The organism is Mediterraneibacter gnavus ATCC 29149 (assembly GCF_008121495.1).
GTDB classification, from domain to species: domain Bacteria; phylum Bacillota; class Clostridia; order Lachnospirales; family Lachnospiraceae; genus Mediterraneibacter; species Mediterraneibacter gnavus.
This window is the reverse complement of record NZ_CP043051.1, coordinates 3,448,321-3,465,209: the sequence shown is the minus strand read 5'-3', so window position 1 is coordinate 3,465,209 and position 16,889 is coordinate 3,448,321. Positions and strand designations below refer to the sequence as shown.

The window sequence follows — 16,889 nt, the reverse complement described above, 5'->3', positions numbered from 1 at the left end:
TCTTTCTATTGACAATGCTGAAAAACAGGGTAGAATAAAATAGATTATGCATATATGTTGGAAAAACAGAGTCTTAGCAATCAGGAGGACAATAGATGAAGAGAAAAATTTTGGGAGTCTTTGTGACAGTTATGTTCGGTTGTATGGTACTTTCCGGATGCAAAAAGAATGTGGGTACACCGGAAGATAACGCTGTAGTAGAAAATGAGGACGAGCAGGCACAGGATACAGAAACATCAGAAGGGCACACATTTGGCTACAGCTGCATTGATATTTATAATCCATATTATGATGTTGTAAAAGAATCGATCCGAGGGGAACTGGAAGCAAAGGGAGATACCCTGGTGGTAAAAAATCCGGACGGAGATGTGAATAAGCAGATCCAGCAGATTCAGGAGATGATCGATGAAGGAGTGGATGCAGTCTTTCTCGCACCGGTAGACTGGGAAGCGATCAAGCCTGCGCTGGAAGCCCTGGATGAGGCAGATATTCCGGTCATCAATGTGGATACGCAGGTGAAGGACACAGATCTGACAGCTGCGTATATCGGCTCTGACAATAAAAATGCAGGTGCAGTCTGCGGTGAGAATTTGAAGACACAGTGCCCGGACGGCGGAAAAGTAGTGCTTTTGGAATGCCCGTCCCAGAACTCAGTGAATGAGCGTATCACAGGATTTGAAGAAGCGATCAAAAATGCAGGATTTGAAGTAGTGGCGCGTGCAGATGCCGGCGGCACCAAGGAGAGTGCAAAGGAGAAAATGGCACAGATTTTGGCAGAAAATCCACAGGTAGATGCTGTGATGTGCGGAAATGATCAGATGGCACTCGGTGCACTTCAGGCAGCAAAAGAGGCAGGAAAAAGCAGTCTGAAGATTTATGGAGTGGACGGCTCACCGGAGATGAAAAGTGAACTTACAGATGAAAAGTCAATGATCGCCGGGACCGGAGCGCAGTCTCCGATCAATGTTGGAAAGCAGGCGGCAAAGATTGGCGAGGCTATTTTGAATGATGAGGATTATGAGAAAACAACGTATATCGATACATTTTTTATCGGGAAAGATAATGTTGAGATGTATGGAACAAATGGCTGGCAGTGAGGAATAAATATATGAAAAAAACAGAAGGATATCCACAGCCTTTTGGAGCTTCCAGAAGAGGCAGAAGTGTGAATCTTGCAGTATGTGTTCCAAAAGACGTATCTTGCGAACTGCTCTTGTATAAAAAGGGCGAAAGCGAACCAGATCAGGTAATCGAAATGCCGGCAGAAGAAGGAATCGGAGAAGTCCGCTTCCTGGCGCTGGAAGATCTGGAGGAAACCCAGTATGAGTATAATTACAGAATTGACGGAACGGTCTGTCTGGATCCTTACGTGAGAGAGATCGCGGGACATAAAATGTTCGGTACCGGCTGGGAATTCAACCGGCATCAGATAAGAGGAAGATTTCTGCAGAGAGGATATGACTGGGAAGGGGATAAAAGACCACAGATTCCTGTGCAGGATGTGATCGCGTATAGTCTGCATGTAAGAGGCTTTACGATGCACTCTTCCTCCAGAGTAAAGCATAAAGGGACATTTCTGGGTGTCCGGGAAAAATTACCATATTTGAAAGAGCTTGGCATCAATCAGATTCAGTGTATGCCGGTGTATGAGTTTCAGGAAGATATGGGAAGCTACCGGAATTACTGGGGCTATGGCACAGGATATTATTTTGCACCGAAAGCCGCATATGCAGCTTTTGATGATGCACAGACAGAATTAAAAGATCTGGTAAAAGCGTGCCACAAAGCAGGAATCGAAGTTGTTCTGGAAATGCCGTTTACAGAAAAGATTCTTCCCCAGACTGTGTTGGAATGTCTTCGTTTTTATCTTCTGGAGTATCATGTGGATGGGTTTGTGGTGAATCCTTACAATGTGCCATGGGACAGTCTGAATGCGGATCCGATCTTAAAGGGAGCAAAGATCTTCAAAAAAGAAGAGGGCTTCCAGAACAGTATGCGCAGGTTTTTAAAGGGAGATGAAGGCATGGTCAGAGAAGTGATACGACAGCTCTGCCGCCGGACCCCAGAAGACGGCTGCTGTAATTACATTACTTCACATACAGGGTTTACACTCTGTGACCTGGTCTCTTATGACGGGAAGCATAATGAGGCAAACGGAGAGCGCAATCAGGACGGTCCGGATTATAATTACAGTTGGAACTGCGGTACGGAAGGACCAAGCAGAAAAAGAAGTGTGATGACACTTCGCAAAAATCAGATGAAGAATGCTTTTCTTCTGCTTCTGCTTTCGCAGGGAACACCATGCATTCTGGCGGGAGATGAGTTTGGAAACACACAGGATGGGAATAACAATGTGTATTGTCAGGACAATGAGACCGCATGGCTGAACTGGGGAAGACAGAAAAGTTATGAAGATCTGTTTCGATTTGTGAAACGATTGATCGCCCTTAGAAAATCCAATCCTGTCTTTCATCAAAGACAGGCACTGCTTGGCCTGGATCGGACAGCGTGCGGGATTCCGGATGTCTCTTATCACGGAGAAAGTGCATGGCAGGTACAGGATGCAGTAGTCAGCAGACAGCTTGGAGTTCTCTACAGCTGGGAAGATACATTTTGGTTTGTCGCATATAATATGCACTGGGAAGCACACGAATTTGCTCTTCCGGCTCTGAAAAAGGAAATGAAATGGTATCAGGTTGCAGGAACAGAAGAGGTGCCAGATGAGGCAGAGTGTCTGAAAGAGCAGAAGATGATAGAGGTAAAGGCAAGGACAATAATTCTGCTGCAAGGCAGATAGAAAGGAAATTCAGAGATGAACGCACTCCGACATTTTGGTACGATCACAAAACATAAGCTCCTTGTGATGAAGGCATGCTTTCAGGTAGGTTTGTACAGACAGGGGCTGCTCCATGATCTGTCAAAATACGGATGGACAGAGTTTCGTGTGGGGTGTCGATATTACCAGGGAACCAGAAGTCCGAATAATGCAGAGCGGGAGGAAAAGGGGTATTCTTCTGCCTGGCTGCATCATAAAGGGCGCAATAAGCATCATTATGAATACTGGATTGATTACGGAACGCATGGTGCCGTGCTCGAAGGAATGAAAATGCCGGTCAATTATGTGGTGGAGATGTTTCTGGACCGAATTGCTGCAAGCAAGGTATATCGCGGAACTGCCTATACAGACCGGGATCCTCTGGATTATTTCCTGGGAGGGAAAGGGCAGTATCTGATGCATGAGGAAACAGAAGCGCTGCTTGAAAAACTGTTGATCATGTTGGCAAAACAGGGTGAGGAGAAAACTTTTTTGTATATCCGGCAGGAAGTTTTAAAAAAAGGTGATAAAAAATCAGGGTGTAAAGCATGATGCTTTACACTCTGATTTTTTGCAGTAAAACTTTTGTTTTTGGAAGCCAAAACTGAACCATAGGTCCTGTCAGAAAAATGGCGATAATTGTTCCGACACCAACTGTACCGCCAAGGATAAATCCGAGGCTTACAAAGAAAGCATCACATCCCATTCGTATCCAGCGAAATTCAATCCGTTCGAGTTTGTCGGAGAGGATGATGGCAACCAGGTCATTCGGTCCGGTGCCGGCATTGCTGTTGATTACAACAGACATTCCCAAAGAGAGAATCGCACATCCGACCAGAACGCTGATGATACGAACCGGCATTCCTGAAGAAGCATTGATGTATTCTTTGAAACACCAGGTGAAAAAGTCAATGATAGGGCCTCCGCAAAATGCACAGACAATGGTTCCGGGTTTGACATATCCTTTGGTTGTTAACAACATCAGAACCATCAAAATACACAGAACAATGACGTGCACAGTTCCGACAGACAATCCTGCAACCCGGGATAACCCCTGAATAAATACTGTGAAAGTATCGGTGCCAAGTGCCGAGAGCAAAAAGAGCGTAACACCAAGATGCGCAATGATCAGCCCCAAAAGAAGAACCAGGAGTGCACGAATCCAGTCGGTGATACTTCGCTGGGAAGTATCAGATGCAAATGTTTGTTTTTTCCCCATGATATGCTCCTGTTCTATTGTGGATAAACGAGTTGCTCTTCGGTGATTTTATTCAAAACCTGAGTCAGGTATTTTCGTGCAACAAATCTGGCCATCGGCAGATTCATATCCAGAAAGTTTCCGCAGTCTTTTGCACAGGCTCCGGGAACTTCCTGATCGTAAGATGCGATAAAAGCAAACATCTCTTTCATCAAAGGAAGAATATCGCAGGATTCATAATCACCGATAAGAAGCAGATAGAATCCGGTGCGGCATCCCATTGGTCCGAAATAGAGTGTTTTTGGGCCATATTCTGCATGGTTGCGAAGAAAGGTAGCGGCAAGATGCTCGATGGTATGTACTTCTGCAGTATTTAGAACAGGTTCTTCATTGGGATTTGTGATACGGATATCAAACGTGGTAACCGGGGTATCTCCTGCAAGATCTTTTCTGGAAACGTAAAGTCCCGGAGTCAGTTTGATGTGATCGATCGTAAAGCTTGTAATTTTTTCCATGGTAATCTCCTTGTTTTTTTATGTGTCATTATTATAGACAAAATCAGGCGAATTTGCAAGCGGAAAGGAACAAAGAACGGTTGACGGGAGACAGGAAATATGCGTATACTAAGGGACAGAGTGATCGGATAAAAGAACATATCTTAGGAGGAAAACAACGGTGAGATTATATATGGTACGACATGGCGAAACGAATTGGAATAAAGCGAAGAAAGTGCAGGGGAGAGCAGATATTCCTCTCAATGCATATGGAAGAGAACTGGCAGAAAAGACAGCAGAAGGACTGCGGGGGATTTCTTTTGATCTGGCGTATACGTCCCCTTTATCCAGAGCAAAAGAAACAGCACAGATTGTTTTGCAGGGGAGAAAGATCCCCTTGATCGAGGAACCTCAGATACAGGAGATCTGCTTTGGTGATTATGAAGGCATTGTGTACCGAGGAGAAGGTCTGGATCCGCAGAGTGCGGAGTTTGTGAAGTTCTTTGATGATACTGCAAATTACATCCCAAAGGGAGAGGGTGAGTCCGTTGGACAGTTGATGGAGAGAGTGGACGGCTTTCTGAAAGCGTTATATCAAAATCCAGAATTGCAGGATAAGATGATTTTGCTTTCTACGCATGGTGCTGCAGTCACGGCAATGAAAAACTGTATCAAAAATGAATGGAGTCCGGCAAAATTCTGGCAGATGGGAGTGCCAAAGAACTGTGCGGTGACGATCGTGGAAGTAGAGGGGGGCATCCCCAAAATTATCGAAGAAGATAAACTATATTATTAAAACAAAAATACGGAAAGAACCCAACATCCGGGGATTCTTTCCGTATTTTTAATGTTCTAATCTTCCTCTTCTGTCTCGACAGTGTAAGTCTGGCGCTTTCTTGCCATCTCATCGCTTTCGAGATATTCGTCATAAGTTGTGATCTTATCGATCAGTTTTCCGCCCGGTACGATCTCCATGATACGATTTGCAGTCGTCTGCACGATCTGGTGGTCACGGGAAGTAAATAAGAGTACTCCCGGGAATTTGATCATACCGTTATTGAGCGCAGTGATGGATTCCATATCCAGATGGTTGGTAGGTTCATCTAATAACAGAACATTTGCGCCGGAAATCATCATCTTGGAGAGCAGGCAGCGTACCTTCTCACCACCGGAGAGGACTTTTAATCTCTTCACACCATCTTCTCCGGAGAAGAGCATTCTTCCGAGGAACCCCCGCACATAGGTGGCATCCTTGTTTTCAGAGTACTGTGTCAGCCATTCTGTGATGGTGTAATCGTTATCGAACTCTCCGCCGAAGTCTTTCGGGAAGTAAGCCTGTGAAGTCGTGATTCCCCATTTGTAAGTACCTTCATCCGGTTCCATCTCACCGATCAGGATTTTGAACAGAACTGTTTTTGCAAGCTCATTTCCGCCTACAAATGCAACCTTGTCATCGTGGTTCAGTGTAAATGTCAGGTTGTCCAGAATCTTGACTCCGTCGATGGTTTTGGAAAGTCCTTCCACGGTCAGCACTTCGTTTCCGATGTCACGGTTTGGACGGAAATCAATGTAAGGGTATTTACGGCTGGATGGTTTGATCTCATCCAGTTCAATTTTTTCCAGGGCACGTTTTCTGGATGTTGCCTGTTTGGATTTGGAAGCATTGGCGCTGAACCGGGAAATAAAGTCCTGCAGCTCTTTGATCTTTTCTTCTTTCTTTTTGTTGGCTTCTTTCATCTGACGGATCAGAAGCTGGCTGGATTCATACCAGAAGTCGTAGTTTCCGGCATAGAGCTGGATCTTTCCATAGTCGATATCCGCGATCTGTGTGCAGACCTTGTTTAAGAAGTAACGGTCATGGGATACCACAATGACTGTGTTCTCAAAGTTGATCAGGAACTCTTCCAGCCATGCGATCGCATCCAGATCCAGGTGGTTGGTCGGCTCGTCAAGAAGCAGGATGTCAGGATTACCGAACAAAGCCTGAGCAAGAAGAACCTTTACCTTTTCTGCACCCTTTAAGTCTTTCATGTATTTGTAGTGGAGGTCTGTCTCAATGCCGAGTCCGTTGAGCAGAGTTGCAGCGTCAGATTCTGCTTCCCAGCCGTTCATGGTTGCGAATTCTGCTTCCAGCTCACTTGCTTTGATTCCGTCCTCATCTGTGAAATCTTCTTTTGCATAGATGACTTCTTTTTCTTTCATGATCTCGTACAGACGTGCATTCCCCATGATGACGGTGTCCAGTACCAGATATTCATCGTATTTGTAGTGATCCTGCTGCAGGAAAGAAAGACGCTCTCCGGGAGTGATGTTTACTTCCCCTTTGGTAGGCTCGATCTGTCCGGACAAAATCTTTAAAAAAGTAGATTTTCCGGCACCGTTGGCTCCGATCATACCATAACAGTTGCCTTCGGTAAATTTAATATTGACATCTTCAAACAGCGCTTTTTTCCCGACGCGCAGAGTGACATTGTTTGCACTAATCATATTTTTTACTCCTTATTTATTATATAAAGTAATAATTCCAACGCTTATCTTAACATGAGAACCCACGACATGGCAAGGTCAGGAGTATGCTTTCTATGAAATAAACAAAGAAATATTGTGTTTTTGCAAAAATTTAACAGGATTAGGAGTTTGCGAAAAAGTGGAAAAAGTATATAATGGAACAAAGAAAGTGAGGGATGGATATGCAAAAAGCAACTTTGGTATTAGAAGGCGGAGCAACAAGAGGCGTATTTACATCGGGAGTACTGGATTATCTGATGGAGCAGGAGTTTTACACTTCTCATGTGATCGGTGTTTCGGCAGGAGCCTGCAATGCGGTGGACTATGTGTCAAGGCAGCCCGGACGGACAAGAGACTGTATGATCCCCACAGATAAGAATCTGTCCTATTATTACGGGGTGCGTAAATTTATAAAAGAAAAAAGTCTGATGAATATGGATATGATTTTTGATATTTATCCAAAACAGATTTATCCTTTTGATTTTGATACTTATTTTCAGTCAGAGATGAACTGTGAGCTGGTCACGACAAACTGTGTGACGGGAAAAGCGGAGTACATGGATGAGGTGCAGGATCCCGACAGGCTGATGAAAATCTGCCGGGCATCCTCCAGTATGCCGCTGCTTTGTCCGATCGTAAATATTGATGGGATCCCGTATCTGGATGGAGGACTTGCGGATTCTATTCCGATCCAAAGAGCGCTGGATATTGGAAATGAGAAGATCATCGTTGTTCTGACAAGAAATCGGGGATATCGCAAGAAGGCGGTTTCAAAAGCGGTGGAGAGGATGTATCGCAGAGCCTACAGATCTTATCCGAATCTTCTGCGGACTCTTTTGCGGCGTGCACCGTATTACAACCGGACGCTGAATGAGCTGGAGAATCTGGAGAGAGAAGGCAAGATTTTTGTGATCCGGCCGCAGGTAAAGCCGGTGTCCAGACTGGAGAGAAGTCAGGAGCATCTGATGGCATTTTATCATCACGGATATGATCTGATGGAAAGAGAGTATGACCGTCTCATGGAGTATCTCGAAAAATAGGTATATTTTGCATGGAAAACATGATACAATGTGGAGTATTCATGTGAAACCGGCAGAAGGAGAAACATATGAAAAAAGAAATTTTGAATTACACACAGAACAGGGAATTGTCGTGGCTGCGCTTTAATCAGAGAGTGCTGGAAGAAGCGCAAGATGAAAGTGTTCCGCTTCTGGAGAGGATGAAATTTGTATCGATCTTCACCAGTAACCTGGATGAGTTTTTTATGATTCGGGTAGGAAGTCTCTACGATATGGCATCTGTGGACAGCAAGACATTAGACAGCAGATCGGGGATGACTCCGAAAGAACAGTTAGATAAGATTTATGAGGCAGTGGCCCCGCTTTATAAAGAGCGGGATAAGACGTATGCGGAGATAAAAAAACAGCTGCATCCATACGGGGTCTGTGGGCTGGATTTCAAAGAGCTGGAGGCACAGGAAAAAAAGTATGTCAAACATTATTTCAAAGAACAGGTGCTTCCACTGCTTTCCCCACAGATCGTAGACGCAAATCATCCGTTTCCACATTTGCTCAATAAAGAACTGTATGTGATCGCAACGCTTCGTTTTGAAGAGAAAAAAATGATGGGGATCGTTCCTGTTCCTCAGTTTATTTCAGATGTGATTTATCTGCCGGGACATGACATTCGTTATATCCGGATGGAAAAAGTGATCATGGAGTATCTGGATCTTGTGTTTGAACAGTATCAGGTATCGGATATCACATACATCCGTGTCACAAGAAATGCGGACATTTCTCCTGACGATGAGAACTATGCGGACAATGAAGACTTTCGCTATATAATGAAGGAGACATTGAATAAGCGCAGAAGAATGGCAGTGGTACGTCTGGAAGTGGCCAATCCGCTGAATAAAGAGACAGAGAAATATCTCTGTGAGAAATTCAAAATTACGCCTGCCTGCATTTTTAGAACGAAAATTCCGATGAAACTGGATTATATCTTTTCAATTATGGATAAAGTACCTGTTTCCATGAAACGATCATTGGTTGATGTACCATTTGCTCCACAGCCTGCCGCACAGGTGGGAGAAGGAAGCGTGATGGCTCAGGTAAAGAAACGGGACATTCTTCTGTCCTATCCATATGAAAGCATGGATCCGTTTTTGAAGCTGATCAAAGAGGTATCCACAGATCCGGATGTGATGACCATTAAGATTACGATCTATCGTCTTGCCAAAAAGACAAGACTGGTAGAATATCTGTGTGCAGCGGCAGAAAATGGAAAAGAAGTGACCGCTCTGATCGAGCTGCGGGCCCGGTTTGATGAGCAGAATAATATTGAATGGTCAGAACGGATGGAAGAGGCCGGCTGCAGGGTACTTTATGGGTTTGACGGATATAAAGTACATTCCAAAATTTGTCTGATTACATACCGCAGTAAAAATGAGATCAAATATATCACACAGATCGGAACCGGAAATTACAATGAGAAGACCGCAAAATTGTACACGGATTATTCGCTGATGACTGCGAATCAGTCGATCGGAGAGGATGCAGCAGTATTTTTTAAGAATATGTCCATTGGGAATCTGGATGGAACCTATAAGAATCTGATCGTATCTCCGACCAGTTTGAAGCAGAAGGTTCTGGCGTTGATGGATGAAGAGATTCAAAGGGGCGAACAGGGACGGATTGTGATGAAGATGAATTCTGTGACGGATATGGATTTTATCCGGAAGGTGGCAGAGGCTTCCAGAGCAGGTGTGAAGGTGGATCTGATCGTGCGTGGAATCTGCTGTATTCTGCCGGGAATTGCAGAAGAGACAGAGAATCTGACTGTGACCAGTATTGTAGGCCGCTATCTGGAACACCCGAGAGTGTTTGTGTTCGGCACGGGAGCAGAGCAGAAAGTGTACATCGGTTCTGCGGATATGATGACCAGAAACACGGAGAAACGGGTGGAAGTGGCATGTCCGATTCTCAACGAGGAGATCAAAAAACGGCTGGTGAGAAACCTGCATGTAATGCTTGCAGATAATGTCAAAGCAAGAGCGATGACAAGTGACGGAACCTACCGCAAAAAGAAGGTAGAAGGAAAAGCCATCAATTCACAGGAAATCTTCATGAAAGAAGCACTGATGGCAAAACGAGTGGAGAAGAAACCACAGAAACAGACGTTTCTTCAGAAGATGAGACGGTTGTTTCAGAAAGAATAGAATAAACAGAAAGATGATTGTATAAATAAGAATGGGGAAAGCAGTATATATCGCAGAAAAGCCAAGTGTGGCGCAGGAGTTTGCAAAGGCTTTAAAATTAAATGCAAAGCGAAAGGACGGGTATCTGGAATCAGAAGAAGCCATCGTAACCTGGTGTGTGGGACATTTAGTGACCATGAGTTATCCGGAAGTGTATGATCCGGCACTGAAAAAATGGAGTTTGAACACACTGCCGTTTCTTCCGCAGGAGTTTCAGTATGAAGTGATCCCGGGAGTGGCAAAGCAGTTCCAGATCGTCAGCTCCCTTTTAAACAGACAGGATGTGGACACGATCTACGTGTGTACCGACTCCGGACGGGAAGGAGAGTATATCTACCGGCTGGTGGAGCAGGAAGCACATGTGACAGGAAAACAAAGAAAACGGGTCTGGATCGATTCGCAGACGGAGGAGGAGATTCTTCGCGGGATCCGGCAGGCAAAGGACTTATCAGAGTATGATAATCTGAGCGCTTCGGCCTATCTCCGCGCAAAAGAGGACTATCTGATGGGGATTAATTTTTCCAGACTTCTGACATTAAAATACGGAAACAGTATTTCCGGATATTTGAAGACAAAGTATGCGGTAGTCTCAGTGGGACGGGTGATGACCTGCGTGCTGGGGATGGTAGTGCGAAGAGAGCGGGAAATCCGTGAATTTGTAAAAACACCATTTTATCGTGTGCTTGCGACTCTGGAAGCTGAGGGAAAAACATTTGAGGGAGAATGGAAAGCGGTCAAAGGCTCCCGCTATTTCGAATCGTTTGACCTATACAAAGAGAATGGATTCAAACAAAAAGAAAAGGCGCAGGAGCTGATCGCATATCTGAAGGAGAAAGAGCCTGTCACAGGACAGATAGCGGCGATCGAAAAGAAGAAAGAGAAGAAGAACCCACCGCTTCTTTATAATCTTGCGGAACTGCAGAATGATTGTTCCAAGCGGTTTAAGATCAGTCCGGATGAGACACTGCGGATCGTGCAGGAATTATACGAAAAGAAGCTGGTGACCTATCCGAGAACAGATGCCAGAGTGTTGTCTACTGCTGTTGCAAAGGAAATCAGTAAAAATCTGAACGGGCTGTCAAAATACGGGTCCGTGGCAGTATATTTAAAAGAAATCGCGGCTATGGGAACGTATAAGAACCTGGTAAAGACCCGTTATGTCAATGATAAACAGATTACCGATCATTATGCGATCATTCCGACTGGACAGGGACTTTCGGCACTTTCGTCGGTCTCCCAGGCGGCAAGGAATGTGTATGACTGTGTTGTAAAACGGTTTTTGAGTATTTTTTATCCGCCCGCTGTATATCAGAAAGTAGCGGTGACTGTAAAGATACGGGAGGAGAGCTTTTTCTCGAATTTTAAGGTTCTGGCAGAAGAAGGGTATCTGAAAGTAGCGGGAATTCCGCAAAATGCAGGAGAACAGAGTATGGATCCACAATTTTTCCAGGTGGTGCAGAATCTGAAAAAGGGGGCACTCCTGCCGGTTTGTGCGCTGGATGTGAAGGAAGGAGAGACTTCTCCGCCGAAGCGCTACAATTCCGGATCCATGATCCTTGCAATGGAAAACGCGGGGCAGTTGATTGAGGATGAAGAGCTGCGTGCCCAGATCAAGGGAAGCGGTATCGGAACCAGTGCCACCAGAGCGGAAATTCTGAAAAAGCTGATCCATATCAAATATCTGAGCCTGAATAAGAAGACCCAGATCATCACTCCGACTCTTCAGGGAGAGATGGTGTATGATGTGGTGAACCAGTCCATTCGTTCGCTTTTGAATCCGGAACTGACGGCCAGCTGGGAGAAAGGGCTGACGTATGTGGCAGACGGAGAGATCACTCCGGATGAGTATATGCAGAAGCTGGATCATTTCATTATCAGCAGGACAGAAGGCGTAAAGCGGCTGAACAATCAATATCAGCTGAAAGGATTTTACGATGCGGCTGCAAAATATTATAAAAAACCGGTATCGTCAAACCGGACATCGCGCAAAAAAGAGAATTAAAAAGGAGAGAGTTAATTTATGAAAGAACTGACAGTAAAAGAACTTTATACATTGGATGAGACAATTGCAAAAGATATTTTTGAGGGAGTGACCTATCCGTGGGAAGTGCTTCCGAAAATCTCCCGATTTATTGTGGAACTGGGAAATACACTCAGCGAAGAGGAGTATGAAAAACAGGGAGAGAATATCTGGATCGCCAAAACAGCGAAAGTAGCAAAAAGCGCATCCATTACGGGACCGGCGATCATCGGAAAAGAAGCAGAGGTCAGACATTGCGCGTTTATCCGTGGCAATGCGATCGTGGGAGAAGGGGCAGTAGTCGGAAATTCGACAGAACTGAAGAATGTGATCCTGTTCAATAAAGTGCAGGTTCCGCATTACAATTATGTGGGAGACTCAATTCTCGGATACAAATCGCATATGGGTGCTGCATCTATTACATCCAATGTGAAGTCAGACAAGAAGCTGGTAATTGTAAAAACACCGGAAGGTGAAATCGAGACCGGATTGAAAAAATTCGGAGCTATGCTTGGCGATGAAGTAGAAGTGGGATGCGGAAGTGTCTTAAATCCGGGAACCGTTGTGGGAAGCCATACGAACATTTATCCGCTTTCTTCTGTGAGAGGATTTGTACCGGCGAAAAGCATTTATAAAAAACAGGGTGAAGTTGTAGAAAAACAATAGTGAGGGAAAATAAAATGAAAAAGATCGGGTTTATCGGAGTCGGGATCATGGGAAAATCCATGGTGCGGAATTTGAAAAAGGCAGGTTTTGATCTGCACATTTATGCAAGAACAAAAGCAAAGGTAGAAGATGTGATCGCAGAGGGTGTGACTTTTCATGACAGCATTGCAGACTGCGTGAAAGACTGTGAGGCAGTGATCACCATTGTGGGATTTCCGCAGGACGTGGAAGAAGTGTATTTCGATCAAGGGAATATTCTGGACAGCGCAAAAGAAGGTGCGTATCTGATCGATATGACAACCACCAGTCCGCAGATTGCCCAAAAGATTTATGAAGAGGGGAATAAGCGGGGATTTCATGTTCTGGATGCCCCGGTAACCGGAGGAGATACCGGTGCAAAGGCAGGAACACTTTCTATCCTTGTGGGTGGAGACAAAGAAGATTTTGAAGCATGTATGCCTCTGTTTGAAGCAATGGGAACCAATATTAACTACCAGGGAGCGGCAGGATGCGGACAGCACTGTAAGCTGGCGAATCAGATCATGATCGCAGGCGCGCTCTCCGGAGTATGTGAAGCACTTGCTTATGCACAGGCGAAAGGTTTGGATCTGCAGACAGTGCTTCATTCTGTGTCTACAGGTGCGGCAGGAAGCCGTCAGCTGGATCTGTTCGGACCGAAGATTCTGGAAGGAGATTACCGCCCGGGCTTCTTTATGAAGCATTTTATCAAAGATATGAAACTGGCGCTGATCGAATCCAATATAAGCGGTCTGGATCTCAATGTCTTAAGTCAGGTGCTGGCAGAGTATGAAGAGCTGCAGGCAGAAGGTCTTGGAGACGAGGGAACACAGGCATTGTTCAAATTGTATACACAGGAAAAAGCAGACGAATAAAGAGTTGACAAACAGAAAAGATTTTCGTATTATTGTATCAAATCAACAGTACAATGAACGGGAATCTTTTTTGCGTGATAAGCCGTAATTGGTGTGACCAGTAATGATAGACCCGTCAGACAGCTGCTGTGTCTGCACAGACAGGCTGTGAGCTGTGTAAAACACGATGGAGGAAATGATATGCTGGAAGTTCAGAAATTAAGTAAATCCTATGGAAAGTCTCTGGCGGTGGATGAGGTCAGTTTTTTTGTACCGGATGGTACAGTCGGGATCCTTCTGGGACCAAACGGAGCCGGAAAATCGACGATCATCAAAAGTATCGCAGGTCTGCTTCGGTATCAGGGGCGGATCGGAATTCAGGGACTTCCTGCCAGAAGTGTGGAGGCAAAGAGAAAGTTTGCCTATGTTCCGGAGATGCCTGCCATGTTTGATGCACTCAGCGTCAGAGAACACATCGAATACATGAGAAAAGCTTACAACAGCGGGATTACGGATGAAGAGGTGGAAGCGCTGCTTGCCCGGTTTGACCTGGATGACAAGCAGGATAAACTGGGAAATGAGCTGTCCAAAGGAATGATGCAGAAGGTGAGTATCTGCTGTGCGCTTGCCATCAGGCCGAAAGTGCTGCTTCTGGATGAACCGATGGTGGGGCTGGATCCAAAAGCGATCAAAGAGCTTAAGGAGGTCGTGCTGGAACAAAAAGCTCTCGGAGTTACAGTACTGATTAGCACGCATATGCTGGAGATGGTAGAAGAGCTGTGGGATATGATGTTTGTGATGGAGAAGAGTAAGATCATTGGTTCTTACCGGAAGGATGAGGTGGGAGACAAGGATCTGGATGCGCTGTTCTTTGAAATGACAGGTGGTGAGAAATCGTGAGAGCGCTATTGTATCTGACAAAACGAAGTATGATCAACAATTTGAAAAAAGCAGTGAAAAAGCCGCTCACACTTCTGGTTGTGTTAGCCTGTGCGGCATATGCTGTTTTTCTGGCTGTGATGCTGGCAGAATTAGCAGTGCAGATGAAGTTTGACAGTGCAAAAGGAATGGTGATCATTCTGACAGTCTGGTCGTTGTATCTGTTTTTGCTGAATTTTATGTCATATGCATCCAGAAAAGGAATTCTCTTCCGCCCGGCACATGCACATTTTATCTTCAATGCGCCTGTGGATCCAAAGGTCGTGCTAATCCATGGAGCCTGGATGAATTATCTGAGCAGTGTGGTGTTCTTTCTGATATTTATTATCGCAGGAATTACAGTTTTTGATGTCAGTCCGTGGAGAATTCTGCTGTTTGCGGGAATCTGTATCTGTAATCTGGCATTGGAGATCAGCCTGATGGTCTGCCTGTATTCCAGTGAACGGATTTCGGAGAAGGCAAGAGAGTGGATCGGCCGTGGGATCAAGGTGTTTCTGCTTATGGTTACAGGACTGATCGTTCTGTATTTCTGGAAAAAAGGCGTATCTTTTGCAGCAGTTTCTGCATTTTTTGACTGGCCGATCCTGCGGATGATTCCAATTATTGGATGGGAGATTTCTGCATTTCATCTGATTCTTTTAAGTCCGGATCTGCTCAATGCTGCAGGGATGGTTCTGTACCTTCTGACGACGATCCTGCTTGTGATCCTGGCATACCGGATGCCGTGTAATGGAGATTATTATGAGGACGCGGCAAAATTTGCAGATACCTATGCAGAAATGATCAAGCGGAAGAAAAACGGCGAAATGGTCATGGGGCTGGAGGAGAAGAAGAAAAAATTCCGCCATATGACAGTCCGTTATCAGGCAGTCGGAGCAAAGGCAATCTTTTACCGCCAGCTTTTGGAATATCGAAAAGAAAGAACGTTTATTTTCTCGAAAATGACACTTTTGAATCTCGGGATAGGCATCGTTATGGCATTTGCGATGCGAGAGACAGCACAGGAAAGCGGGATTCCTCAGATTTTTCTGCTTGGAATTCTGGCGTATATGACTCTGATCTTCAGCGGATATCTTGGAAAGTGGGAGACTGAGATTAAAACACCCTATCTTTATCTGATTCCGGATAGTCCGGTGAAAAAGCTGTGGTACTCGACACTGATGGAGCATGTGAAAGCATTTGTAGATGGAGTTTTACTCTGTGTGCCCATCGGAATCTTGTGGAAGGTAAATGTGCTGGAAGTAATCCTGGGGATCCTGATCTACACGATACTTCAGGCGAACCGGATGTACAGTAAGGTGCTGGCACAGTGCGTGGTGGGAGATGTGCTTGGACGTACCGGACAGGATGTGGTGAGAGCTTTTTTCCAGATGTTCGTGCTGGGAATCGGGGTGATGGTCGCAGCGTTGGCAGGAATCTTTATAAGTATGGATTTAGTCTTTCCAATCGCTCTGATTTATAGTATGATAGTAACTGTGATAATCGGTCTGATCGCAGCCATCCGTTTTGATTCCATGGAACAGATGGCGTAGACGGATGAAGCTGCACAGTGAAGGTAAAAGACAGGAGGAAAAAAGATGCTGAATGATAATTTTGTGACCATGGAAATCGGCAAGGCAAAGCACATTGCGCTGGTTGCTCATGATGGAAAAAAGAAAGAACTTGTAGATTGGTGTGACAGAAATAAAGAGATTTTGAAAGGACATTTTCTGTGCGGAACAGGAACAACGGCAAAACTGATCTCAGAGCGTACGGGACTTCCTGTGAAAGGATACTGCAGCGGTCCTCTCGGAGGAGACCAGCAGATCGGAGCAAAGATCGTGGAAGGACAGATCGATTTTATGATTTTTTTATGGGATCCTCTGGAAGCACAGCCTCACGATCCAGATGTAAAAGCACTGCTTCGAATCGCGGTTGTTTATGATATTCCGATCGCGAACAACCTTTCTACAGCAGATTTTATGCTGCAGTCAAAATATATGAATACGTCTTATGAGCGTAAGATTGAGAATTTCAATAAGACGATCCAGGATCGCGTGAAATCTATGAAAGAGTCAAAATAAATTTCTGAGAATTTAAATGTGAAGATTCTTGTAAGCCATTTCGGAAACGAAATGGCTT

At 44.9% G+C, this 16,889-nt stretch carries 15 protein-coding genes; 12 read left to right on the top strand and 3 right to left on the bottom strand.

The window, feature by feature from the left end; genetic code table 11:
* Positions 1-95 precede the first annotated feature (95 nt).
* Genes FXV78_RS17270 through FXV78_RS17260 form a run of 3 tightly spaced genes read left to right on the top strand, consistent with a single transcriptional unit; the run spans position 96 to position 3,367 of the window.
* On the top strand, positions 96-1,097 hold the full coding sequence (locus FXV78_RS17270; RefSeq protein WP_004842656.1) for a sugar ABC transporter substrate-binding protein: 1,002 nt from the start codon (positions 96-98) through the stop codon (positions 1,095-1,097).
* Positions 1,098-1,108: 11 nt separating this feature from the next.
* The gene (locus FXV78_RS17265; RefSeq protein ID WP_004842659.1) at positions 1,109-2,797 is read left to right on the top strand and encodes an alpha-amylase family glycosyl hydrolase; all 1,689 of its coding nucleotides are present in this window, start codon (positions 1,109-1,111) and stop codon (positions 2,795-2,797) included.
* 15 nt (positions 2,798-2,812) lie between these two features.
* Positions 2,813-3,367: a DUF5662 family protein gene (locus tag FXV78_RS17260; protein ID WP_004842660.1), complete on the top strand. Its 555-nt coding sequence runs from the start codon at positions 2,813-2,815 to the stop codon at positions 3,365-3,367.
* Positions 3,368-3,371: 4 nt separating this feature from the next.
* Here FXV78_RS17260 and FXV78_RS17255 read toward each other — a convergent pair whose 3' ends face one another.
* Positions 3,372-4,034 (bottom strand): YczE/YyaS/YitT family protein, encoded by a 663-nt coding sequence (locus FXV78_RS17255; RefSeq protein WP_004842661.1) that lies wholly within the window; start codon positions 4,032-4,034, stop codon positions 3,372-3,374.
* A gap of 14 nt (positions 4,035-4,048) precedes the next feature.
* The gene (locus tag FXV78_RS17250) at positions 4,049-4,528 is read right to left on the bottom strand and encodes an S-ribosylhomocysteine lyase (protein WP_004842662.1); all 480 of its coding nucleotides are present in this window, start codon (positions 4,526-4,528) and stop codon (positions 4,049-4,051) included.
* 160 nt (positions 4,529-4,688) lie between these two features.
* Here FXV78_RS17250 and FXV78_RS17245 point away from each other — a divergent pair, with 160 nt between their 5' ends.
* A complete protein-coding gene (locus tag FXV78_RS17245; RefSeq protein ID WP_039959645.1) occupies positions 4,689-5,303 on the top strand; it encodes a histidine phosphatase family protein in 615 nt (204 codons plus the stop codon).
* 56 nt (positions 5,304-5,359) lie between these two features.
* Here the strand turns inward: FXV78_RS17245 and FXV78_RS17240 are convergent, their stop codons facing one another.
* Entirely contained in the window at positions 5,360-6,994 is a 1,635-nt protein-coding gene (locus FXV78_RS17240) for an ABC-F family ATP-binding cassette domain-containing protein (RefSeq protein ID WP_004842668.1), read from the bottom strand.
* Between the two features lie 197 nt (positions 6,995-7,191).
* Between FXV78_RS17240 and FXV78_RS17235 the strand changes: the two genes are divergently transcribed.
* From FXV78_RS17235 to FXV78_RS17200, 8 genes are all read left to right on the top strand, one after another.
* The gene (locus FXV78_RS17235) at positions 7,192-8,055 is read left to right on the top strand and encodes a patatin-like phospholipase family protein (protein ID WP_004842670.1); all 864 of its coding nucleotides are present in this window, start codon (positions 7,192-7,194) and stop codon (positions 8,053-8,055) included.
* A gap of 68 nt (positions 8,056-8,123) precedes the next feature.
* A complete protein-coding gene (ppk1, locus tag FXV78_RS17230) occupies positions 8,124-10,232 on the top strand; it encodes a polyphosphate kinase 1 (RefSeq protein WP_004842673.1) in 2,109 nt (702 codons plus the stop codon).
* A gap of 31 nt (positions 10,233-10,263) precedes the next feature.
* Positions 10,264-12,273, top strand: a complete 2,010-nt coding sequence (locus tag FXV78_RS17225) for a DNA topoisomerase (protein WP_004842675.1) — start codon at positions 10,264-10,266, stop codon at positions 12,271-12,273.
* 18 nt (positions 12,274-12,291) lie between these two features.
* The gene (locus tag FXV78_RS17220) at positions 12,292-12,957 is read left to right on the top strand and encodes an LbetaH domain-containing protein (protein ID WP_004842677.1); all 666 of its coding nucleotides are present in this window, start codon (positions 12,292-12,294) and stop codon (positions 12,955-12,957) included.
* 14 nt (positions 12,958-12,971) lie between these two features.
* Complete coding sequence (locus FXV78_RS17215; protein WP_009244364.1) at positions 12,972-13,850, top strand: NAD(P)-dependent oxidoreductase; 879 nt, start codon at positions 12,972-12,974, stop codon at positions 13,848-13,850.
* A gap of 180 nt (positions 13,851-14,030) precedes the next feature.
* Positions 14,031-14,729: an ABC transporter ATP-binding protein gene (locus FXV78_RS17210; protein ID WP_004842679.1), complete on the top strand. Its 699-nt coding sequence runs from the start codon at positions 14,031-14,033 to the stop codon at positions 14,727-14,729.
* Positions 14,726-16,300, top strand: coding sequence for a putative ABC exporter domain-containing protein (locus FXV78_RS17205; RefSeq protein ID WP_009244362.1), 1,575 nt, complete (start codon positions 14,726-14,728; stop codon positions 16,298-16,300). The genes FXV78_RS17210 and FXV78_RS17205 overlap by 4 nt, the downstream gene beginning before the upstream one ends.
* A gap of 45 nt (positions 16,301-16,345) precedes the next feature.
* On the top strand, positions 16,346-16,831 hold the full coding sequence (locus FXV78_RS17200) for a methylglyoxal synthase (RefSeq protein ID WP_004842684.1): 486 nt from the start codon (positions 16,346-16,348) through the stop codon (positions 16,829-16,831).
* The last annotated feature ends 58 nt before the right edge of the window (positions 16,832-16,889 follow it).